We start from the raw sequence: 17,835 nt of genomic DNA on the forward strand, positions 1-17,835 counted from the left end.
TGTCAAGCACGCTCCAGCAGTGCCACCGGCAGGTGCGCGAAGAGCTCCGCCACGCGCACCTGCCCCTGGAACTCCCGCCCCGGGGCCAGCGTGTCGGCCCACCGGCCCGGCGGCAGGGGCAGCCGGGTGTCCCGCCAGCCGCCCGCCTCCGCCAGCCGCAGCGACAGCCGGGTCACGGCCGTGACCACCTCCCCGGAACGCTCGAACGCGGCGCAGTGGGCCGCCGCCTGCCCCTCGGCGCGCAGCGGGGCGTACGCCGCCGCCGGGCCGAAGACCTCCGGCCGGCGGGCCCGCAGCCGCAGCGCCGCCACCGTCACCGCGCCCTTGTCGCCGGCGTCGGCGGGCGGGAACCGCACCGGGCGCCGGTTGTCCGGGTCGACCAGGGCCCGGTACTCGGCCTCCGTGCCCTGGTACACGTCGGGCACGCCCGGCATCGTCAGATGCACCAGGGCGGCGCCCAGGACGTTCGCCCGGATGTGCGGTTCGAGCGCGGTGCGCAGGGCGGTCACCGGCCCGGTCGGCGCCCCGCACGGCCCCTCGGCGACGAAACGCTCCACCGCCTCCTCGTAGGCGGGCTCCTGCTCGGTCCAGCTCGTGTGCAGGCCCGCCTCGCGCACATGCTTCAGCAGCGCCTGCCGCACCCGTTCCGCGTTCGCCGGGCCGAGGCCGAACACCGTCTGCCAGGCCGCCCACGCCAGTTGCCGGTCCGGCACGCCCTCGCCGCCGCCGGTCACCACGTCAAGCAGGTCCGCCCAGATCCGCGGGCACTCGGTGAGCACGGCCAGCGCCGACCGTACGTCGGCGCTGCGCTTGGTGTCGTGCGTGGAGACCACGGTCCCGGTGGCCGGCCAGTCGCGCTGCACCCGGGCGCAGTACGCGTGGAAGTCCTCCGGGGAGACCGCCGGGTGGCCGGGGTCGCCGCCCACCTCGTTGGCCGACAGCAGCGGCACGTACCGGTAGTAGGCGGTGTCCTCCACGGACTTGGCGCGCAGCGCGGAGGCGGCCTGCGCGAACCGGGTGCGCAACTCCACGGCGCCGGGTCCCGACCCGGCCCGCCCGACGACCAGATCGCGCACCACGTCGACGGCCTCGCCCTCCTCCGGCACCGTGAAGGCGAGCCGGGCCTCCCGGGCGGCCTCCTCGGTGACCACGGACGCCGGGTCCACGGAGGCGTAGGGCCGGTAGACCCGGAGCCGGACCAGCAGCTCACGCAGCGCGGTGCGCAGTGCCCAGGGAGCGCGGTCGCTCAGCGCCGGGTCCGGCGAGCCGGCGCACACCCGGCTCGCCACCCGGGTCAGCCGCTCCGTCTCGGCGGCCAGCTCGTGCGTGATCACCGTGTGCGCCGCCCGCCGTACCGTCGCCTCCCAGTCCCCGCCGCCGTCGTCGCGCGGAGCGGCGAACCGCCGGTACCGCTCGACCAGCTCGTCCGCTCCGGCCGGGTCGGTGAACAGGCCGTCGACGTGCCGCAGGGCGTCGTAGCCGGTGGTGCCCGCGACCGGCCAGGAGGCCGGCAGGTGCTCGTGGTCGGAGAGGATCTTCTCGACGACCGTCCAGCGCCCGCCGGTCGCCTCGTGCAGCCGCCGTAGGTAGGCGTCGGGGTCGGCGAGCCCGTCCGGGTGGTCGACGCGCAGCCCGTCGACCACCCCCTCCGCAAGGAGCTGGAGGATCTTGGCGTGGGTCGCCCGGAACACCTCCGGGTCCTCCACCCGCACCCCGATCAGCTCCGAGATGCTGAAGAAGCGCCGGTAGTTCAGCTCCGTGCGGGCCAGTCGCCACCACACCGGCCGGTACCACTGCGCGTCCAGCAGTTCGGGCAGCGGCAGCCTCCCGGTGCCCTCGCGCAGCGGGAAGGCGTGGTCGTGGTAGCGCAGGACGTCGCCGTCGACCGTCAGTTCGCCGGTCTCCCGGCCGGCCGGGTGCGCGAGCACGGGCAGCAGTACCTTGCCGCCCCGGGCCTCCCAGTCGATGTCGAACCAGCGTGCGTACGGCGACGCGGGGCCCTCCCGCAGCACCTCCCACAGGGCGTGGTTGTGCCGCGGGGCCATGGCCATGTGGTTCGGCACGATGTCCACGACCAGGCCGAGCCCGTGCTCCCGCGCGGTGCGCGCCAGCGCCCGCAGGCCCTCCTCGCCGCCGAGTTCGTCGCGCACCCGCGTGGGGTCCACGACGTCGTAGCCGTGCGCGGAGCCCGGCACGGCCTCGAGGACGGGCGACAGGTGCAGATGCGAGACGCCGAGCGAGGCCAGGTACGGCACGGCCCGCGCCGCGGCCGCGAACGGGAACGCGGGCTGGAGCTGGAGCCGGTAGGTGGCCGTGGGCACGACGGGTTCGCGGCGCTCGAATGCATCGGACGTCATGGAGAGCTACGTACCCGCCCGGCCGCCGTTGGTGTCACCCGGCCGCCATGTGCCCGGGGCCCCACCCCGGGCGGGTGCCCGCCATCCCCCGGGTGGGTGAACACCGCACCGGCTCCCCGGCTCCTCGCCCTGGTGGGGGAGCGCTGCGTCGGCTCCCCGCTCCGTCGGTGAGCGCTACGCAGGCCGTCGCAGCACCGTCAGGCTGCGGTCCTTCAGGGTGAGCCGGTCCCCGGCCCGGACCTCGGGTCCGGTGCCCGGCGGGACCGGGTCCGTGCGCGCGGTGTCCACCACCACCTGCCACTGGCGCCCGTGATCGACCGGCACGGCGAAGTCGAGCGGCTTCGGCGCGGCGTTGAACATCAGCAGGAAGGAGTCGTCGGTGATCCGCTCCCCGCGTGTGCCCGGCTCCGAGATCGCGTTGCCGTTGAGGAACACGGTCAGCGCGGAGGCCCGCGCCGAGTCCCAGTCCTGCTGGGTCATCTCCCGGCCTTCGGGGGTGAACCAGGCGATGTCGGACAGCTCGTCGTGCGTGCCCTCCACCGGCCGTCCGTGGAAGAAGCGGCGCCGCCGGAAGACCGGGTGGTCCCTGCGCAGCCCCGCCATCGCGCGGACGAAGTCCAGCAGCTCGCCGTCGGGCTCGCCGGGCTCCGGCCAGCGCACCCAGGACAGCTCGTTGTCCTGGCAGTAGGCGTTGTTGTTGCCCCGCTGGGTGCGCGCGAACTCGTCACCGTGGCTGATCATCGGCACGCCCTGGGACAGCATCAGCGTCGCGACGAAGTTCCGTGTCTGCCGGGCCCGCAGCCGCAGGACGCCGGGGTCGTCGCTCTCGCCCTCGGTACCGCAGTTCCAGGACCGGTTGTGGCTCTCGCCGTCCCGGTTGTCCTCGCCGTTGGCCTCGTTGTGCTTGGCGTTGTACGACACCAGGTCGCGCAGGGTGAAGCCGTCGTGGCAGGTGACGAAGTTGATCGAGGCCAGCGGGCGGCGGCCGTCGTCCTGGTAGAGGTCGGAGGAGCCGGTCAGCCGGGAGGCGAACTCGGCGAGCGCCCGCGGTTCGCCGCGCCACAGGTCCCGCACGGTGTCGCGGTACTTGCCGTTCCACTCGGTCCACAGCGGCGGGAAGTTCCCCACCTGGTAGCCGCCCTCGCCGACGTCCCAGGGCTCGGCGATCAGCTTCACCTGGGAGACCACCGGATCCTGCTGCACGAGGTCGAAGAACGACGACAGCCGGTCCACCTCGTGGAACTGCCGTGCCAGGGTCGCCGCCAGGTCGAAGCGGAAGCCGTCGACGTGCATCTCGGTGACCCAGTAGCGCAGCGAGTCCATGATCAGCTGGAGCACGTGCGGGGACCGCATGAGCAGGGAGTTCCCGGTGCCCGTGGTGTCCATGTAGTAGCGCGGGTCGTCGGTGAGCCGGTAGTAGCGCGGGTTGTCGATGCCCTTGAAGGACAGGGTCGGACCCAGGTGGTTGCCCTCGGCGGTGTGGTTGTAGACCACGTCGAGGATGACCTCGATCCCGGCCTCGTGCAGTGCGCGGACCGCCGACTTGAACTCGAGGACCTGCTGGCCGCGGTCGCCCCAGGAGGCGTAGGCGTTGTGCGGGGCGAAGAAACCGATCGTGTTGTAACCCCAGTAGTTGTTGAGGCCCAGGTCGACCAGGCGGTGGTCGTTCACGAACTGGTGTACGGGCATCAGTTCCAGTGCGGTGACCCCGAGTTCGGTCAGATGGTCGATCACCGCCGGGTGGGCGAGCCCCGCGTAGGTGCCGCGCAACTCCTCGGGCAGCCCCGGGTGCCGCATGGTGAGGCCCTTGACGTGGGCCTCGTAGATCACCGTCTCGTGGTAGCCGCGGCGCGGCGGCCGGTCGTCGCCCCAGTCGAAGTACGGGTTGACCACGACCGACGTCATGGTGTGCGGCGCCGAGTCCAGGTCGTTGCGCCGGCCGGGGTCGTCGAAGTGGTAGCCGTAGACCTCCTCCCCCCACCGGATCGAGCCGCTGATCGCCCGCGCGTACGGGTCGAGCAGCAGCTTCGCCGAGTTGCAGAGCAGGCCCCGCTCCGGGGCGTACGGGCCGTGCACCCGGAACCCGTACCGCTGGCCCGGCATGACACCGGGCACGTACGCGTGCCGGACGAACGCGTCGCTCTCCCGCAGTTCCACCGCCGTCTCCGAGCCGTCGTCGTGCAGCAGACACAGCTCTACTCGGTCCGCGGCCTCCGTGAAGACCGCGAAGTTGGTGCCGGCGCCGTCGTACGTGGCGCCGAGTGGGTACGCCTCTCCAGGCCAGACCTGCATGGACCAGACTCTTTCAGGTGTGCGGCGGCGCGGGTGGCGCCTTCGCTCCGAGTCTCCAGGAAAGTCGCTGAAGCACCTATGACACACGTCCGTGTGCCGAACCGGTGGGGTGGACGGACGGTGCCCACGGGACGAGAGGGCCCAGGCGGGCAGGGCGAGCAGGACGGGCAGGGCGGAGGGCGGCCACGGGGCCGGGCGTGCCGCAGGTCAACGGGCGGGCCGGCGCTCACCCGGCGGGGTGGGGGCACGGGTGCCGGGGCGTCGCCCGGGACGCTGACGGCGGCCGCTGCCGGTCCACCGGCTATGAATCAGCTCACTCGCCCGGCCCCAGGCCGCCGGAACGGGCAGGAACGGTGCGGAAGTTGAGAAAGGAGCTGTGCATCCGGCTGCGTCGCGCGCCGCTCCCGGAGTACCCTTCCTTGATCGTTGGGGACGGGGAGTGCCCGGGGGAGCGGAAGGCGGTGCACGGGTGGGCTCGGGAGGCCTGGAGCTGCCCCCTGGTGACGAGGGTCACGAGGGGAGCCCCGCGGACGTCCCGTCCGGCGCGGTGTCCCTGGCCCGGCCGATGGACGCGGGAGCCATCGGGCCGGAGCTGGACTGGGACGCCGGGGCCTGGCGCGAGGTGCGCACACGCGCCCAGCGGGCCGGCCGCGCCTACATCTGGCTGAACCTCGTCGAACAGCGGCTGCGCGCCGTCGTGGCCGCCGTGCTGCGCCCCGTCTACGAGCCCGTCCACGGCGACGACTGGGTGGTGGCCGCCGCCGGACCGGCCGGCCAGGAGTGGGTGCAGCGGGCCGTCGCGGTGCGCGAAGTCAGCCGCCGCAAGGGCTACTTGCTCGACCCGGCCGACGACAACGTGATCAGCTTCCTCACCCTGCCGCAGCTGCGTGAGCTGGTGGTGCAGCACTGGCCGTGCTTCGCGCCGTACATAGACGAGCGCCGGGACGTCGAACTCGCCCTGGACGAGCTGGAGGTGGCCCGCAACGTCGTCTCACGCAACCGGGCCCTGTCCGAGACGGTGCTCAGCCAGGCCGAGCGGGCCTCCGCACGGCTGCTCGACATCCTCGGCACCGGCGGCGACGTGCCCTCCGCCCGGCGGCTGCCGGTCGACGCGGTCGAGGACCTGGTCGGCGACCGGTACGGGGACGTGGTCGCGGTGCATCCGGACCGGGTGCGGCTGCTGCGCCAGTTCCCGGCCGAGGACATCTTCGGCGGCGCGCGCCGTCTGGACGCCATCGGCATCGGCCTCAACCTGCTCGTGCAGAACTTCTCCGGCCGCCGGCTGGTGCGGCTCGCCGAGTCCGGCTGCCGGGTGCGGCTGCTGTTCCTCAACCCGGCCTCCAGCGCGGTGAAGCGGCGCGAGCGCGAACTCGGACTCAAGCGAGGCGAGTTGAGCCGTGCGGTGGAGATGAACATCCTGCACATGCGCCGGGTGCGCGGCCGACTGCGCGATCCGGGCGCCTTCGAGATCCAGGTCTACGACGAGACCCCCCGCGTCACCGCCTACCTGGTGGACGGCGACGGCTCGGACGGCATCGCGGTCGTGCAGTCCTATCTGCGGCGCAGCCGGGGCATGGAGGCCCCCGTCTTCGTCCTGCGGAACGAGAACAAGGTGGTCAAACCCGGCGAGATCGACGAAGGCGGGCTCTTCTCCGCCTATCGCGAGGAGTTCGAGCTGATGTGGGTGGATTCGCGCCCGGTGTCCTGAAACGCCCTCAGTCCCCGCGCGGAAAGCGGAACGTGGTCCTCGGACTGTCAGTGGCCCATGCGATCGTGGAGGCCACTGGGGGAACGCACCACCGAGAAGGGGGGCCGCCATGGGCTGGCACCGGGAGCTGCTGATCGGCTTCGACCTGGAGACGACCGGGACGGATCCGCGCGAGGCGCGCATCGTCACCGGGGCCGTGATCGAGGTCAGGGAGGGGGAGCCGGGGGGACGCCGGGAGTGGCTGGCCGACCCCGGCGTGGAGATCCCGGCGGACGCGGTGGCGGTGCACGGGATCAGCAGCGCACGCGCGGCCGCCGAGGGCGAACCGGCCGACCGGGTCGCGGACGCCATCGCCGACGTCCTGACCGGCTACTGGAAGGCGGGCGTGCCGGTCGTGGCGTACAACGCGGCTTTTTATCCCCGCACGCCAGACGCGTCTCAGATGTCTCATGGCGAAGGGCGGCGCCAGCTGGCGGCCCACGCTGGAATGAGGGCCGCGTGATGAGCTGGATCAGTGGGCCGTTGGTGGCCTTCGACCTGGAGACCACGGGCACCGACGTAGAGACCGATCGCATTGTGACGGCGGCGGTCGTGCGGCTGGATCCGGACGGAGCCGTCGCAGAGGAACGGACCTGGCTGCTCAATCCGGGGGTGGCGATACCAGAACAGGCGTCGGCGATCCATGGCATCTCGACGGCGCATGCTCGCGAGCACGGGGTACCTGCTGCCTCCGCCATTGAGGAGATCGCGCAGGCCGTCGCCGAGGGGCTGCGTCTTGGGACGCCGCTGGTGGTGATGAACGCACGCTACGACCTGTCACTGCTGGACCGCGAGTGTCGGCGCTACGAGGTCGAGTCGGTCAGCGAGCGGCTGGGCAGTGTACCTGCGCCCGTCATCGATCCGCTGGTGATCGACAAGCACGTCGACAAGTACCGGAAGGGCAAGCGGGCCCTCCATGCGTTGTGTGCTCACTACGGTGTGTCGCTCGATGGCGCGCACAACGCGAGGGCTGATGCCGTGGCCGCTGCCCGCGTGGTGCGACGTATGGGTGAGAAGCACCAGCCCGTCGGCCTGATGCCATTGGCGGATCTGCATGACCTTCAGGTGCGCGCGGCGGCTGAACAGTCGGTCTCTTTGCAGGCTTACCTGCGGCGTACCGCGGATCCGACGGCAGTCGTCGAGCCGGCCTGGCCGCTCATTCCCCGTAGGGGATGACCACGCGGGTCAGCCCTCTCCGGGTGCGAGAGCCTGGAGGCGAGAGAGGGTGATTCGACGCCGTGGAAGGTCGACGTCAACAATCTTCACAGTGAGGATGTTTCCGACCTGTACTACGTCCTCGGGCCGGTTCACGTGTCCTTCTGCCAGCTCGGAGAGGTGCACCAGACCTTCGAGGCCGTCCTCTCTGTCTTCGATACGGACGAAGGCACCGAACGGGACGAGTTTGGTCACGACGCCGTTCGTGATCTGGCCGACCTGCTGAATGAACTGCGGCATCGGGTCCTCTTGCAATGCCTTCAGGGACAGCGACACACGCTCGCGGATCAGGTCGACATCGAGGATTTCGGCCGAGATCTTCTGGCCGACGGCGACGACGTCGGAGGGATGATCGAAACGGCGCCAGGACAGCTCGGGAATGTTGATCATCGCGGTGAAGCCGCCGATGTCCACGAAGGTCACACCGAAGCTGGCGATCTCCGTGACCGTGCCGGTGCAGATCTGTCCACGGTGAAGAGTCTTCAGAAAGGTCCAGTTCTGGTCACTTGGCGTCGGCTCGGTCCTCCACCGGGCGCGCAAGACGCCGTCGCCGTCGGGCAGGACCGCGGTGAACAGCGCGTGGCGTTCGTCGAGGGTCAAAGACAGGGCCGTGGCGGCACGGGCGCCTGCCACCCGGGCGGCCAGTTCCTTGTACTCGGACTCGTAGGCCATCGTGCTGGAGATAGCCCCGTCCTGGCCCTCCCATACGAACTCCACCGGACCTTCGTCGGGAAGCGAGGCGAGGACCGCGTCGACATCGGTGGACAGGTCAGGCCAGACGGTCAACTGGGCACGCGGGGTGAGCCGGGCGCGTACCGCATCGAGGGTGCCTTCGGTGAGGCGGTGCCAGCGGGAGGCATTGTGAAGGTACCCCTCCTCCAATATCGCGGCGTGCCGCATGGAGATGGACCAGCGCAGACGGGCCCAGAAGTCCTCGTCGGCGGGCCGCTGCACCCCAGGCTCGTCGAAGTCCGCGTCGTAGGGCGAGGCGTCCAGCTGCTCCGGGAAGAGACCAAGAGCCCGGGTGTGGGCAATGGCGCGCTCGCAGGACTTGTCGCTGCTGACGTAGACGTACTGGTCCCAACCGACCTGCACGTCGAACTTGTTCTCTGCCTCCAGACGGCACCAGGCACCGTTGTCGCGGAGCATGACCCTGACCAGTTCCAGGCCTAGGAAGAGGGGCACCTCGGCACCGTCGTGGAACCCGCTGAGATCAGGTGGGAAGAGCCCGGCAAGTCCGTGGCCGTCGCTCGCCGGCTCCAGGCCGAAGTGGACAAGGCCGGAGATCCCCGGCTCACGAATGGCCACATGGTCGATGCCGGTGTCCTCGGCGAAGGCGGCGATCGCTTGCAGATATGCAGCCTCGACCGCTCCGTGGTCGCTGGTCGAGTCCTCAGTGCCGATGTAGCTGCCGTGCTCGTCGCGGTCGGCAGGGTCGTACTTGGTGATCCGGTAGACGAAAGGCGGCATGTTGCTCCCCGTGGTTGTTGACGATGCTTGCTCAGCGGTCGATCTCGTGACCGGGAGCGCGGGGCGGGGGCCGGCGCATCGCCGCCTTCGAGGATGGCCATTGAGATCACCTTCAGCAAGCGGGATAGCGTGCCGCAGCAGGCTCAGCGCTTCAGCGGCGATCGATGCGGGTGACGCGATTCTTCTGGTCGCCTGCTTCTGAGAGACGTTGGTTCTCCAACGTGAGGAGTTGCACCTGCTGTGCGAGGACGTTGATCGAGTTTCGTAGTTCCCGCACTTCGCGCGCGTGTTCTTGGCGGAGCCGACGCGCGGTTGACTTTAGGGTCTGAACCTCCTGCCGGAGCGAGGCCGAGGGCGTGGCTGCTTCTTCTCGATCAGCTACGAGGGTCCGGAACTCCGTCAGGACATGAGGGTGGCGGTAGGCGCTCGCTCTGCCGACCCCGGCCTCGACTGCGAGGGAGGCGACGGTCAAGGAACCGTCGCTACGCGTGGGCTCTCCTCGGAGCAGGCGCTCGGAGGCCGCTCGAAGAGCTGTTTCGGTTGCGTCAGTCGTTGGCACGGCCGATCCCCTCGATCACTTTGCTGACGTCGTTGAGATGCTCCCGCAGAGCCGTTCGCTGGAGATCGGAGAGTCCCACGAAGGTCAGTGCGCGTTCGGTGTCCGCGTGTGCTGCTTCCCACCCGCTCCGGTGCCGGGACGTGGTGGTCGAGTTCCCGCAGCGATCCGGGCGACAGTTGTTGAGCATGGGCTGGTCCGCACCGCCAGCGGTTCGGCAGAGGGCGGTTTCGGGCTGGTAGTAGCAGTCGTTCAGCGTCCCGACGTGCAGGGTGTTCGCTGAGGTTCTGAGCATGGCGTGGAGGCGGCGCTCGTCGACCACTCGCCCGGGGAAGTCATGGAGTTCCTCTTGCACGCGCGCGAATTCGTTGTCGGTCCGCGTGCTGCCGGGTGCGGATGAGCGGACACCGGCTTTGAAGTCCTCGTAGCGCTCAACAACGTCCGCCAAGCGTGCCATGGCTTCTTCGGCGGCGACCTCCGCGCGGAAGCCCGAGGCTGAGGTCCCGGCGTATCCCTCGAACATGGCGACGGAGAGGTGCTTGTACTGGATCATTCCCGCGACCGTGCCGTAGGGGCGGTGGGCGATGTGCCAAGCCACGGTTCTGCGGAACTGGCGGGTGGTGAGGTTCCAGGGCTCCCCGTCCACATCGGGCACGGGGAAGCCGATATGCGCGCAGTGCGTTGGTCCCTCCAAGGTCAGCCGTCGAACTGCGTGGTCGACATCGGAGCGTGCGGCAGCGCGCAACTGCTCCACCACTCGGGGGGAATAGGCGTCGCGAGGGGCGTACGATCCGACCGGACCTGCCGAGGTATAGGCGAGCCGCCGGACCATGGCAGAGGATAGCCCTTCACGCCTTTCACTCATACGCCGCAAGATCCAGACGATGTCGGCGATACGCGCGTACGGGGTCCGCGAGGACTCCGGATGCCTTTCGCGTAGGTGGCTCTCGAACCCGTCCAGGTGGCGCGGGAGGAGATCACCCACGCGTAGTTCCACGCGCTCCGTCGATTCGATCCAGCGTGCCCATTCCCGGCACGAGCGGGCGCGATTCCGCAGCGTATGTGGCGACCCTGTGCCATGGCCCACGGCGCACGAAGCCGCCAGTTCTGCGCCCAGGGCCCGCAGCAGTCGCTGCTGAGGTTCCCGGGTCCAGTCCACGACGGCCGCTCGGTTGTCCGGGAAGGTGACCTCGATCTTCAGCAGCCCCAGCGCCGGGGGAGTTGGATCAACAGCCTGTTCCACCGGTACGTTCAGTCGGGCCCGACGCCGTCCCCGCCCTACCATGACCATTCTCCCCGTACCCGTGCTACGGACTGTTGATCCTCCTGTGAGACCTGCGTCGCCGTGGCCGCGACCTCGGACGTCCAAGCGTCCACCGCACCGTCGATCAAGGACTGTGCCTGGTCGGTGCAGTCGAGGTAGATGTACGTCGTCGTGATCGACGAGTGCCCCAGCAGCCGGCGCAAGTGATCGAGGGGGTCTCCGATGATCCGGCGGTACACGCCGTCGGCCATTTCATGCCTGTCCACCGAGCCGATCTGCTCGTGGATCAGCGCCGACAGCAGATGAACCGCGAAGGTGTGCCTGAGTACATGAGGCGTGGTGGTGACATCGACCCCGAACGTCTGGCACCTCTCCGAGGCGCGCACGAATACGGACTCCCAGGCGGACAGAGACACGGGTCGTGCTTCCTGCCCGAGCCATACGCATGCGGGGCCGAGAGGACGGTCCTGCTCGTCCATGAGGAATAGCCGGGACCGGATAGATGGCGGCACACGTGACCAGGCAACTCTTCGCAGCCGACCGTCTTTCGTCTGCATCCGTACGCCCCGGCGATCGGGTTGGCTCCCCAGCACCGCATCGGCAGGCAGTGGACGGCCTCGGGCGTTCCAGCGGTCCAGCACCAAGGACCGCTCGATCTCCACGTAATCGGCCAGGGCCGCGACGATCCGGTTCGGCAGCAGGATCCTGCGTCCGTTGTCCCGTTTCGCGGTCGGCGGCGCCAGGTCGAACGGCACGCTCTTCTTTCCGTCCTGGCGGTCCGGGGCAGGCAGTTCGGGCCAGCAGAGCGACGCGGCCTCCTCGATGCGCAAGCCGGTGGTGACCAGCAGCTCCGCCATGACGGCGTTGCGTTCCGCGTTACGGCCACGGAAGGATGGATCGGCGGTTCCTGACGGCAGTTGACCGCGCAGCCCGACGTCGCGGAGAGCTGCATATCGAGGCACGGAGAGGAACTTGACGGACCCGCGCTTGGCGGCTTTCTCCACCGCGCGGTTGCCACGGACGGGCACCTGCCGGCCGGATTCCGCTCGTCGTGAGCTCTCGTAGTACTTGAATGGCGTCCGCGCGACCAGGCCCTCGTCATCCGCCCATGTGTAGAACTTGTCCAAGGCCGCGACGGACCGGTTCCAGGTGGAGGCCGAGATGACCTGCGTGGGGTCGGGCGAGATGCGTCGGGCCCGGTGGAAGGCCGTCACGTCGCCACGGTCGGCTTGCCAGACGGTCTTGCCACGATGCTCGTGGAGGAACCGCCCCCACGTCAGCAGATCGAGAGCGTACGCCCGCCAGGAGTTCGTCGACCTCACCCCGAGGGTCGGCAAGGACCACAGGAAGCGGTTCAGATGTATGTCGTAGCTGCCGTCATCGCTGAGGATGAAGGGCGCACCGGTATGCAACCCATGCCGTTCCAGTGCCCTCTGCGCATCGGTGACCCCGGCCGCTTCCAACGCATCCGGGTCGGTGAAGAAGATCTCCATCTGATCGCACCCCCTGGCCGATCAACGACGAGGGGGATCGTGAGACACGGTCGTGCGTGGATAAGGCCTTCGACCTGACCCTGCTCTCCGCCGAACTGCACCGGTACGGACTGCCGTCCCTGAGCGACCGCCTGGGCGGGGCGCAACCGGGCCCGGTCGTCGACCCGTACACCATCGACCGCTGGGCCGACCGCTACCGCAGGGGCAAGCGCACCCTGGAGGCGGTCTGCGCGGAGTACGGCGTCGTCCTGGACGCCGCCCACGACGCCTCGGCCGACGCCCTCGCGGCGGCCCGGCTGGCCGCCGCGATAGCCGGCCGCCACTCCAAGGTCGCGGCCCTCGGCCCGGCGGAGCTGCACCGCCGCCAGATCGAGTGGCACGCCGCCTGGGCTGCGGACTTCCAGGACTTCCTGCGCCGCAAGGGCGACCCGGACGCGGTGGTCGACGGCGCGTGGCCGCTGCGCCAACCGGCGGGCGAGACCGTCTGAGCCCCGGCCGCCGGTGACGCGGTCCGGGCGGCCGACTCGCCGGTCCGGCCACGCTCGCCGTGCCTGCGGGCCGGCTCCCGGTCGTCCCCTGGTGGCCGCTGACGCAACGCTCAGAACGGATACCAGCGCACGGTGGTGTCTCCGTCCCGCAGGGACGCCACCCGGCGTTCGAACTCGGCCAGCGCCTTGGGGTTGCTGGGGGCGTGCTGGGCGACCCAGGCGCAACTGGCCGTCTCGCGGGCGCCGCGCAGCACCGCGCAGCCCTCCCACTCCCGTACGTCCCAGCCGTACGTCGCCGTGAAGGAGTCGTACGCCTCGGTGGGCAGGCCGTAGCGGTCCCGGGACAGGGCCAGGACCACCAGGTCGTGCTCGCGCAGATCGAAGGAGAAGGTCTCCAGGTCGACCAGGACCGGCCCGTCCGGGCCGACGTGCACATTGCGCGGCAGCGCGTCGCCGTGGATCGGGCCCGGCGGCAGCTGCGGGGTGAGCGCGGCGGCGGCCGCGGCGAACCCGTCGCGTCGCTCCCGCAGATACGCAGCGTCGGCCGGGTCGATCGCGTCGCCCGCGAGCCGCAGCCAGCGTTCCACGCCGCCGAGCAGCTCGCGCGGCGGCAGCTCGAAGTCGGGGGCGGGCAGGGCGTGGACCAGGCGGAGCAGTGCGGCCAGGTCCGCCGGCTCGGCGGGCCTTACCGGATCGGGCATCCGTCGCCACACGGTCACCGGATGTCCCTCGACGAGGATCGCCTCCGCGGCGGCGGCCCGCACCGCCGGGACACCGGCCTCGGCCAGCCACAGCGCGATCCGCAGCTCGCGCCGCGCCCGGTCCCACAGCTCGGCGTCCCGGCCCACCTTGACCACGAGATCCCCGGCGGCGAACACCGCGTTCTCGCCCAGGGCGAGCAGCCGCGCGTCGCGCGCCCGACCGGACAGCACCCCCGTCTCGTCCAGTACCTCCCGAGCCCGCGCCTCGTCCATCGTCCGCCTCCGTGTCCTCGTCCGGGCCCGGGCAGCCGCGCCGGAGCCCCGCTCTTTTCGCCGGGTCAGTGTCGCATCCGCACAGGTCGGGACCGGTGTCCGGTCCCCGGCGGGGGCGGTGCGCCCGGCGGCGCGGAAACCACGTTGCACGAGACGTCTCGTCTCGCCTAGGCTCTGGGACATGCCCACACGCACCCACATCGCCATGTTCTCCATCGCCGCCCACGGACACGTGAACCCCAGCCTCGAAGTGATCCGGGAGCTCGTCGCACGCGGACACCGGGTGACGTACGCCATCCCGCCCGTCTTCGCGGACAAGGTCGCCGAGACCGGTGCGGAGGTGAAGCCCTGGCGCTCCACCCTGCCCTCGCCCGACGACGATCCCTCCGACTGGGGGAACACGCTGCTCGACAACGTCGAGCCGTTCCTGGACGACGCGATCCAGGCCCTGCCCCAGCTGATCGAGGCCTACCGGGACGACGAACCGGACCTCGTGCTGCACGACATCACCTCCTACCCGGCCCGTGTCCTCGCCCACCGCTGGGGCGTGCCGGCGATCTACCTCTCCCCGAACCTCGTGGCCTGGGAGGGCTACGAGGAGGAGGTCGCCGAACCGCTGTGGGCCGAGCCCCTGAAGACGGAGCGGGGCCGGGCCTACTACGCCCGCTTCGAGGCGTGGCTCGCGCAGAACGGGATCACCCGGCACCCGGACCCGTTCGTCGGCCGCCCCGCCCGCTCGATCGTCCTGATCCCGCGCGTGCTGCAACCGCACGCCGACCGGGTCGACGAGAAGGTCCACAGCTTCGTGGGCGCCTGCCAGGGCGACCGCTCGGCGCAGGGCGACTGGGAGCGGCCCGCCGGGGCCGAGAAGGTGGTCCTCGTCTCGCTCGGCTCGTCCTTCACCAAGCAGCCGGCCTTCTACCGGGAGTGCGTCGAGGCCTTCGGCGGGCTGCCGGGCTGGCACACGGTGCTCCAGGTCGGCAAGCACGTGCGTCCGGACGAACTCGGCGACATCCCCGCGAACGTCGAAGTGCGGTCCTGGGTGCCGCAGTTGGCGATTCTGCGCAAGGCCGACCTGTTCGTCACGCACGCCGGGGCCGGGGGCAGCCAGGAGGGCCTGGCGACCGCGACGCCGATGATCGCCGTACCGCAGGCCGTCGACCAGTTCGGCAACGCGGACATGCTCCAGGGCCTCGGCGTGGCCCGCCGCCTCGCCACGGAGGAGGCGACCGCCGAGACCCTGCGGGCCGCCGCCCTCGCCCTCGTCGACGACCCCGAGGCGGCGCGGCGGCTGAAGGACGTCCAGGCCGCCATGGCCCGGGAAGGCGGCACCCGGCGGGCGGCCGACCTCATCGAGGCCGAACTGCCCACCGGGCGGAGGTGAGGCGCGCCGCCCGCCGAGGGCTCACACCCCCAGCGGCTCGCCCTTGCTCGGAGCGGGCGGGACCGGCGGGGCCGGCGGGGCCGCGACCGCCTCCGGGGACTCGTCGTGGGTGAGGTCCGGCAGGCGGTGCAGCCACCTGGGCAGGTACCAGTTGCGTTCGCCCAGCAGGGACATCACCGAGGGCAGCAGCACACCGCGGATGACCGTGGCGTCGATGAGCACCGCGGCCGCCAGGCCCACGCCCATCTGCTTCATCGACTGCATGGACAGCGTTCCGAAGATCGCGAACACGGCGACCATGATCACCGCGGCGCTGGTGACGACACCCGCCGTGGTGACCACGCCGTGCTGGATGGCGTCCTTGGTGCTCCGGCCGCGCAGCCGCGCCTCGCGGATCCGGGAGACCACGAAGACGTGGTAGTCCATCGACAGGCCGAACAGGATCACGAACAGGAACAGCGGCAGCCAGGTGACGATCGCGCCGACACCGTGGGCGCCGACCAGGGACGCGCCCCAGCCGTGCTGGAAGACCGCGACGAGGATGCCGTAGGCGGCGCCCACGGACAGCAGGTTCAGCACGATCGAGGTGATCGCGACGGTCAGCGAGCGGAACGACAGCAGCATCAGCAGGAAGGCGAAGACCACGACGAAGACGAAGACCGGCACGACGGAGCCGACGAGCTGGGCGTTGAAGTCGTGCGAGCCGGCGACCTGGCCGGTGATCGGCGCCTGGACGCCGTCGACCTTGCCCAGCGTGGCGGGCCGCACCTCGTCACGCAGCTTCTCCAGGCTCCGGCCCGCCTTGTCGAGGTCCGAGCCGCCGACCAGCGGGACGGAGACGAGGGCGACGTTCCGGTCCTCGTGCAGCCGCACGTCGACCGGGCCGCGCGAGGCGCCCGAGGCGACGGCCCGCTCCTTGAACGCGGTCAGCGCCTGCCGTACGGCCGGGGCGTTGATGTCGTCGGCCTTCACGACCACCAGGGCCGGCTCGGAACCGCCGGGGAAGGCCTCGTTGAGCCGGTTGTACGTCTGCACGATGGGCAGCGAGTCGCCGAACTCCTGGTCCAGCGTGAGCTGCGAGGTCTTCATGCCCAGCGCCGGAGCCGCGACGGCGAGCAGCGCACCCACGGCCACCACGGCCGACACCACGGGCCGCGCCAGCACCCGCCGCAGCACGGCCGTCCAGAACCTGCTCTCCCCGTTGCCGCCCCGGGTGCGCCGCAGGAACGGCACGCGGCCCTTCTCGACCCGCTCGCCCAGCATCGAGAGCAGCGCCGGCAGCACGGTCACCGAGCCGACCATGGCGACGGCCACCACCATCAGCGAGGCCAGGCCCATCGCCTCGAACTCGGCGACCCCGGTGAACAGCATGCCCGCCATCGCCACGCACACCGTGACGCCGGAGACGATGATCGCGCGCCCGCTGGTCGCGGCGGCGATGCGCAGCGCGGTCCCCGCGTCGCGTCCGGCCATCCGCTCCTCGCGCTCGCGGCGCAGGTAGAACAGGCAGTAGTCGACGCCGACGGCCATGCCGACCAGCAGCATCACGGAGTTGGCGGTGTCGCTCATCGGCTGGAGGTGGCTGACGATGCCCATCAGGCCCATCGTCGCCATGATCGCGGTGATCGCCAGCGCCACCGGCAGCAGCGCGGCCACCAGCGCGCCGAAGGCGATCAGCAGGATGCCGAGGGCCACCGGCACGGCGGAGAACTCGGCCTGCTGGAAGTCGTCCCCGAAGGCGTCGGAGTACTGCTTCTGCATGCTGGCGCCGCCGATCTCCTCGATCCGCAGCGTGCCGTGGTCCTTCTGGACGTTCGCCACGGCCTTCAGCACGGGCTCCACCCGCTCGCCCGCGGTGTCCGCCTCGCCCCGCAGCGCGAACTGCACCAGCGCGCTGCGGCCGTCCCCGGAGATGGTCTTCGTGTCGTACGGCGAGGTCACGTCCGTGACCAGGCCGGTCTTCTCGACGGCCGCGATCACGTCGCCGACGGCCGCCCGGAAGCCGGCGTCCGTGGCCCTGCCGGAGCCGTCCTTCGCCTGGATCAGGACGGTCTCGCTCGCCGGTTCCTTGATCCCCGCGTCCTCGATGATCTTCGCGGCGGTGTGTGTCTCACCCTTGAGCTGGTCGCTCTCCTTGACGTCCAGCCGGCCGGCCACCGAACCGAGCCCCATCGCCAGGACGACGAACAGCACCCAGATCCCGACGGCGGCCCATCGATGCCGGGCGCTCCAGCCGCCGGCCCGCGCGGCGAGGCCCCGCACCCGTGTCTCTCCGTTCACCATGACGGGCTTGCCCCTTCTTGAGAGGCCCTGCGGACCTCGTGCGCGGCGACGGCCCCCTGCCGTCGCCTTCCGCAACGACGGTAGGGGCCGGGCGGTGCCCCGCTCGTCGTGCTGACCGGTGAAGTGGTGCCGCCGGGGCTCCTCCTGCCGGACCCCGCTTCCTCCGCACAGCGGAGTAGGTGACCCCTTACACGTATCCGGGCTTCTCGGGGGCGCGCATCAGGGTGTCCGTTCCGCCGGAAGCGCTCGGCTTTGCGGTTACGCAACCTTGTTGAACAAATCACAGCTGCGTGCAGCGGTTGCTCCGGGCGC

9 protein-coding genes and 3 pseudogenes are annotated in these 17,835 nt (G+C 70.8%); 5 read left to right on the forward strand and 7 right to left on the reverse strand.

Going from position 1 to position 17,835, the window contains the following annotated elements:
* Positions 1 to 2 precede the first annotated feature (2 nt).
* Complete coding sequence (treY, locus tag ACTYVM_RS12375) at positions 3 to 2,357, reverse strand: malto-oligosyltrehalose synthase (RefSeq protein ID WP_445525981.1); 2,355 nt, start codon at positions 2,355 to 2,357, stop codon at positions 3 to 5.
* A gap of 174 nt (positions 2,358 to 2,531) precedes the next feature.
* Complete coding sequence (gene glgX, locus ACTYVM_RS12380) at positions 2,532 to 4,649, reverse strand: glycogen debranching protein GlgX (RefSeq protein ID WP_445525982.1); 2,118 nt, start codon at positions 4,647 to 4,649, stop codon at positions 2,532 to 2,534.
* 439 nt (positions 4,650 to 5,088) lie between these two features.
* Here glgX and ACTYVM_RS12385 point away from each other — a divergent pair, with 439 nt between their 5' ends.
* The 3 genes and pseudogenes from ACTYVM_RS12385 (at position 5,089) to ACTYVM_RS12395 (ending at position 7,572) form a co-directional block, all read left to right on the forward strand.
* Entirely contained in the window at positions 5,089 to 6,357 is a 1,269-nt protein-coding gene (locus ACTYVM_RS12385) for a DUF5919 domain-containing protein (protein ID WP_445525983.1), read from the forward strand.
* 109 nt (positions 6,358 to 6,466) lie between these two features.
* Positions 6,467 to 6,811: pseudogene (locus tag ACTYVM_RS12390) on the forward strand (exonuclease domain-containing protein); the annotation flags it as partial.
* Between the two features lie 47 nt (positions 6,812 to 6,858).
* Positions 6,859 to 7,572, forward strand: a complete 714-nt coding sequence (locus ACTYVM_RS12395) for a 3'-5' exonuclease (RefSeq protein WP_376400830.1) — start codon at positions 6,859 to 6,861, stop codon at positions 7,570 to 7,572.
* A gap of 9 nt (positions 7,573 to 7,581) precedes the next feature.
* Here the strand turns inward: ACTYVM_RS12395 and ACTYVM_RS12400 are convergent, their stop codons facing one another.
* From ACTYVM_RS12400 to ACTYVM_RS12410, 3 genes are all read right to left on the reverse strand, one after another.
* Entirely contained in the window at positions 7,582 to 9,081 is a 1,500-nt protein-coding gene (locus ACTYVM_RS12400; protein WP_445525984.1) for a S1 RNA-binding domain-containing protein, read from the reverse strand.
* A 545-nt stretch (positions 9,082 to 9,626) separates the two neighbouring features.
* Positions 9,627 to 10,880 carry a hypothetical protein gene (locus tag ACTYVM_RS12405; RefSeq protein WP_445525985.1) on the reverse strand — a complete coding sequence of 418 codons (1,254 nt, stop codon included), beginning with the start codon at positions 10,878 to 10,880 and terminating at the stop codon, positions 9,627 to 9,629.
* Positions 10,881 to 10,915: 35 nt separating this feature from the next.
* Positions 10,916 to 12,394, reverse strand: coding sequence for a tyrosine-type recombinase/integrase (locus ACTYVM_RS12410; protein ID WP_445525986.1), 1,479 nt, complete (start codon positions 12,392 to 12,394; stop codon positions 10,916 to 10,918).
* 65 nt (positions 12,395 to 12,459) lie between these two features.
* Here ACTYVM_RS12410 and ACTYVM_RS12415 point away from each other — a divergent pair.
* Positions 12,460 to 12,882, forward strand: a pseudogene (locus ACTYVM_RS12415) (3'-5' exonuclease family protein); the annotation flags it as partial.
* 110 nt (positions 12,883 to 12,992) lie between these two features.
* Here the strand turns inward: ACTYVM_RS12415 and ACTYVM_RS12420 are convergent.
* A complete protein-coding gene (locus ACTYVM_RS12420; RefSeq protein ID WP_445525987.1) occupies positions 12,993 to 13,856 on the reverse strand; it encodes a phosphotransferase in 864 nt (287 codons plus the stop codon).
* Between the two features lie 144 nt (positions 13,857 to 14,000).
* Here ACTYVM_RS12420 and mgt point away from each other — a divergent pair.
* Positions 14,001 to 15,240: pseudogene (gene mgt, locus ACTYVM_RS12425) on the forward strand (macrolide-inactivating glycosyltransferase).
* Between the two features lie 21 nt (positions 15,241 to 15,261).
* Here the strand turns inward: mgt and ACTYVM_RS12430 are convergent.
* Positions 15,262 to 17,523: an MMPL family transporter gene (locus ACTYVM_RS12430; RefSeq protein ID WP_445525988.1), complete on the reverse strand. Its 2,262-nt coding sequence runs from the start codon at positions 17,521 to 17,523 to the stop codon at positions 15,262 to 15,264.
* Between the last annotated feature and the right edge of the window lie 312 nt (positions 17,524 to 17,835).

The sequence above is a fragment of the Streptomyces cyslabdanicus genome (assembly GCF_052663305.1).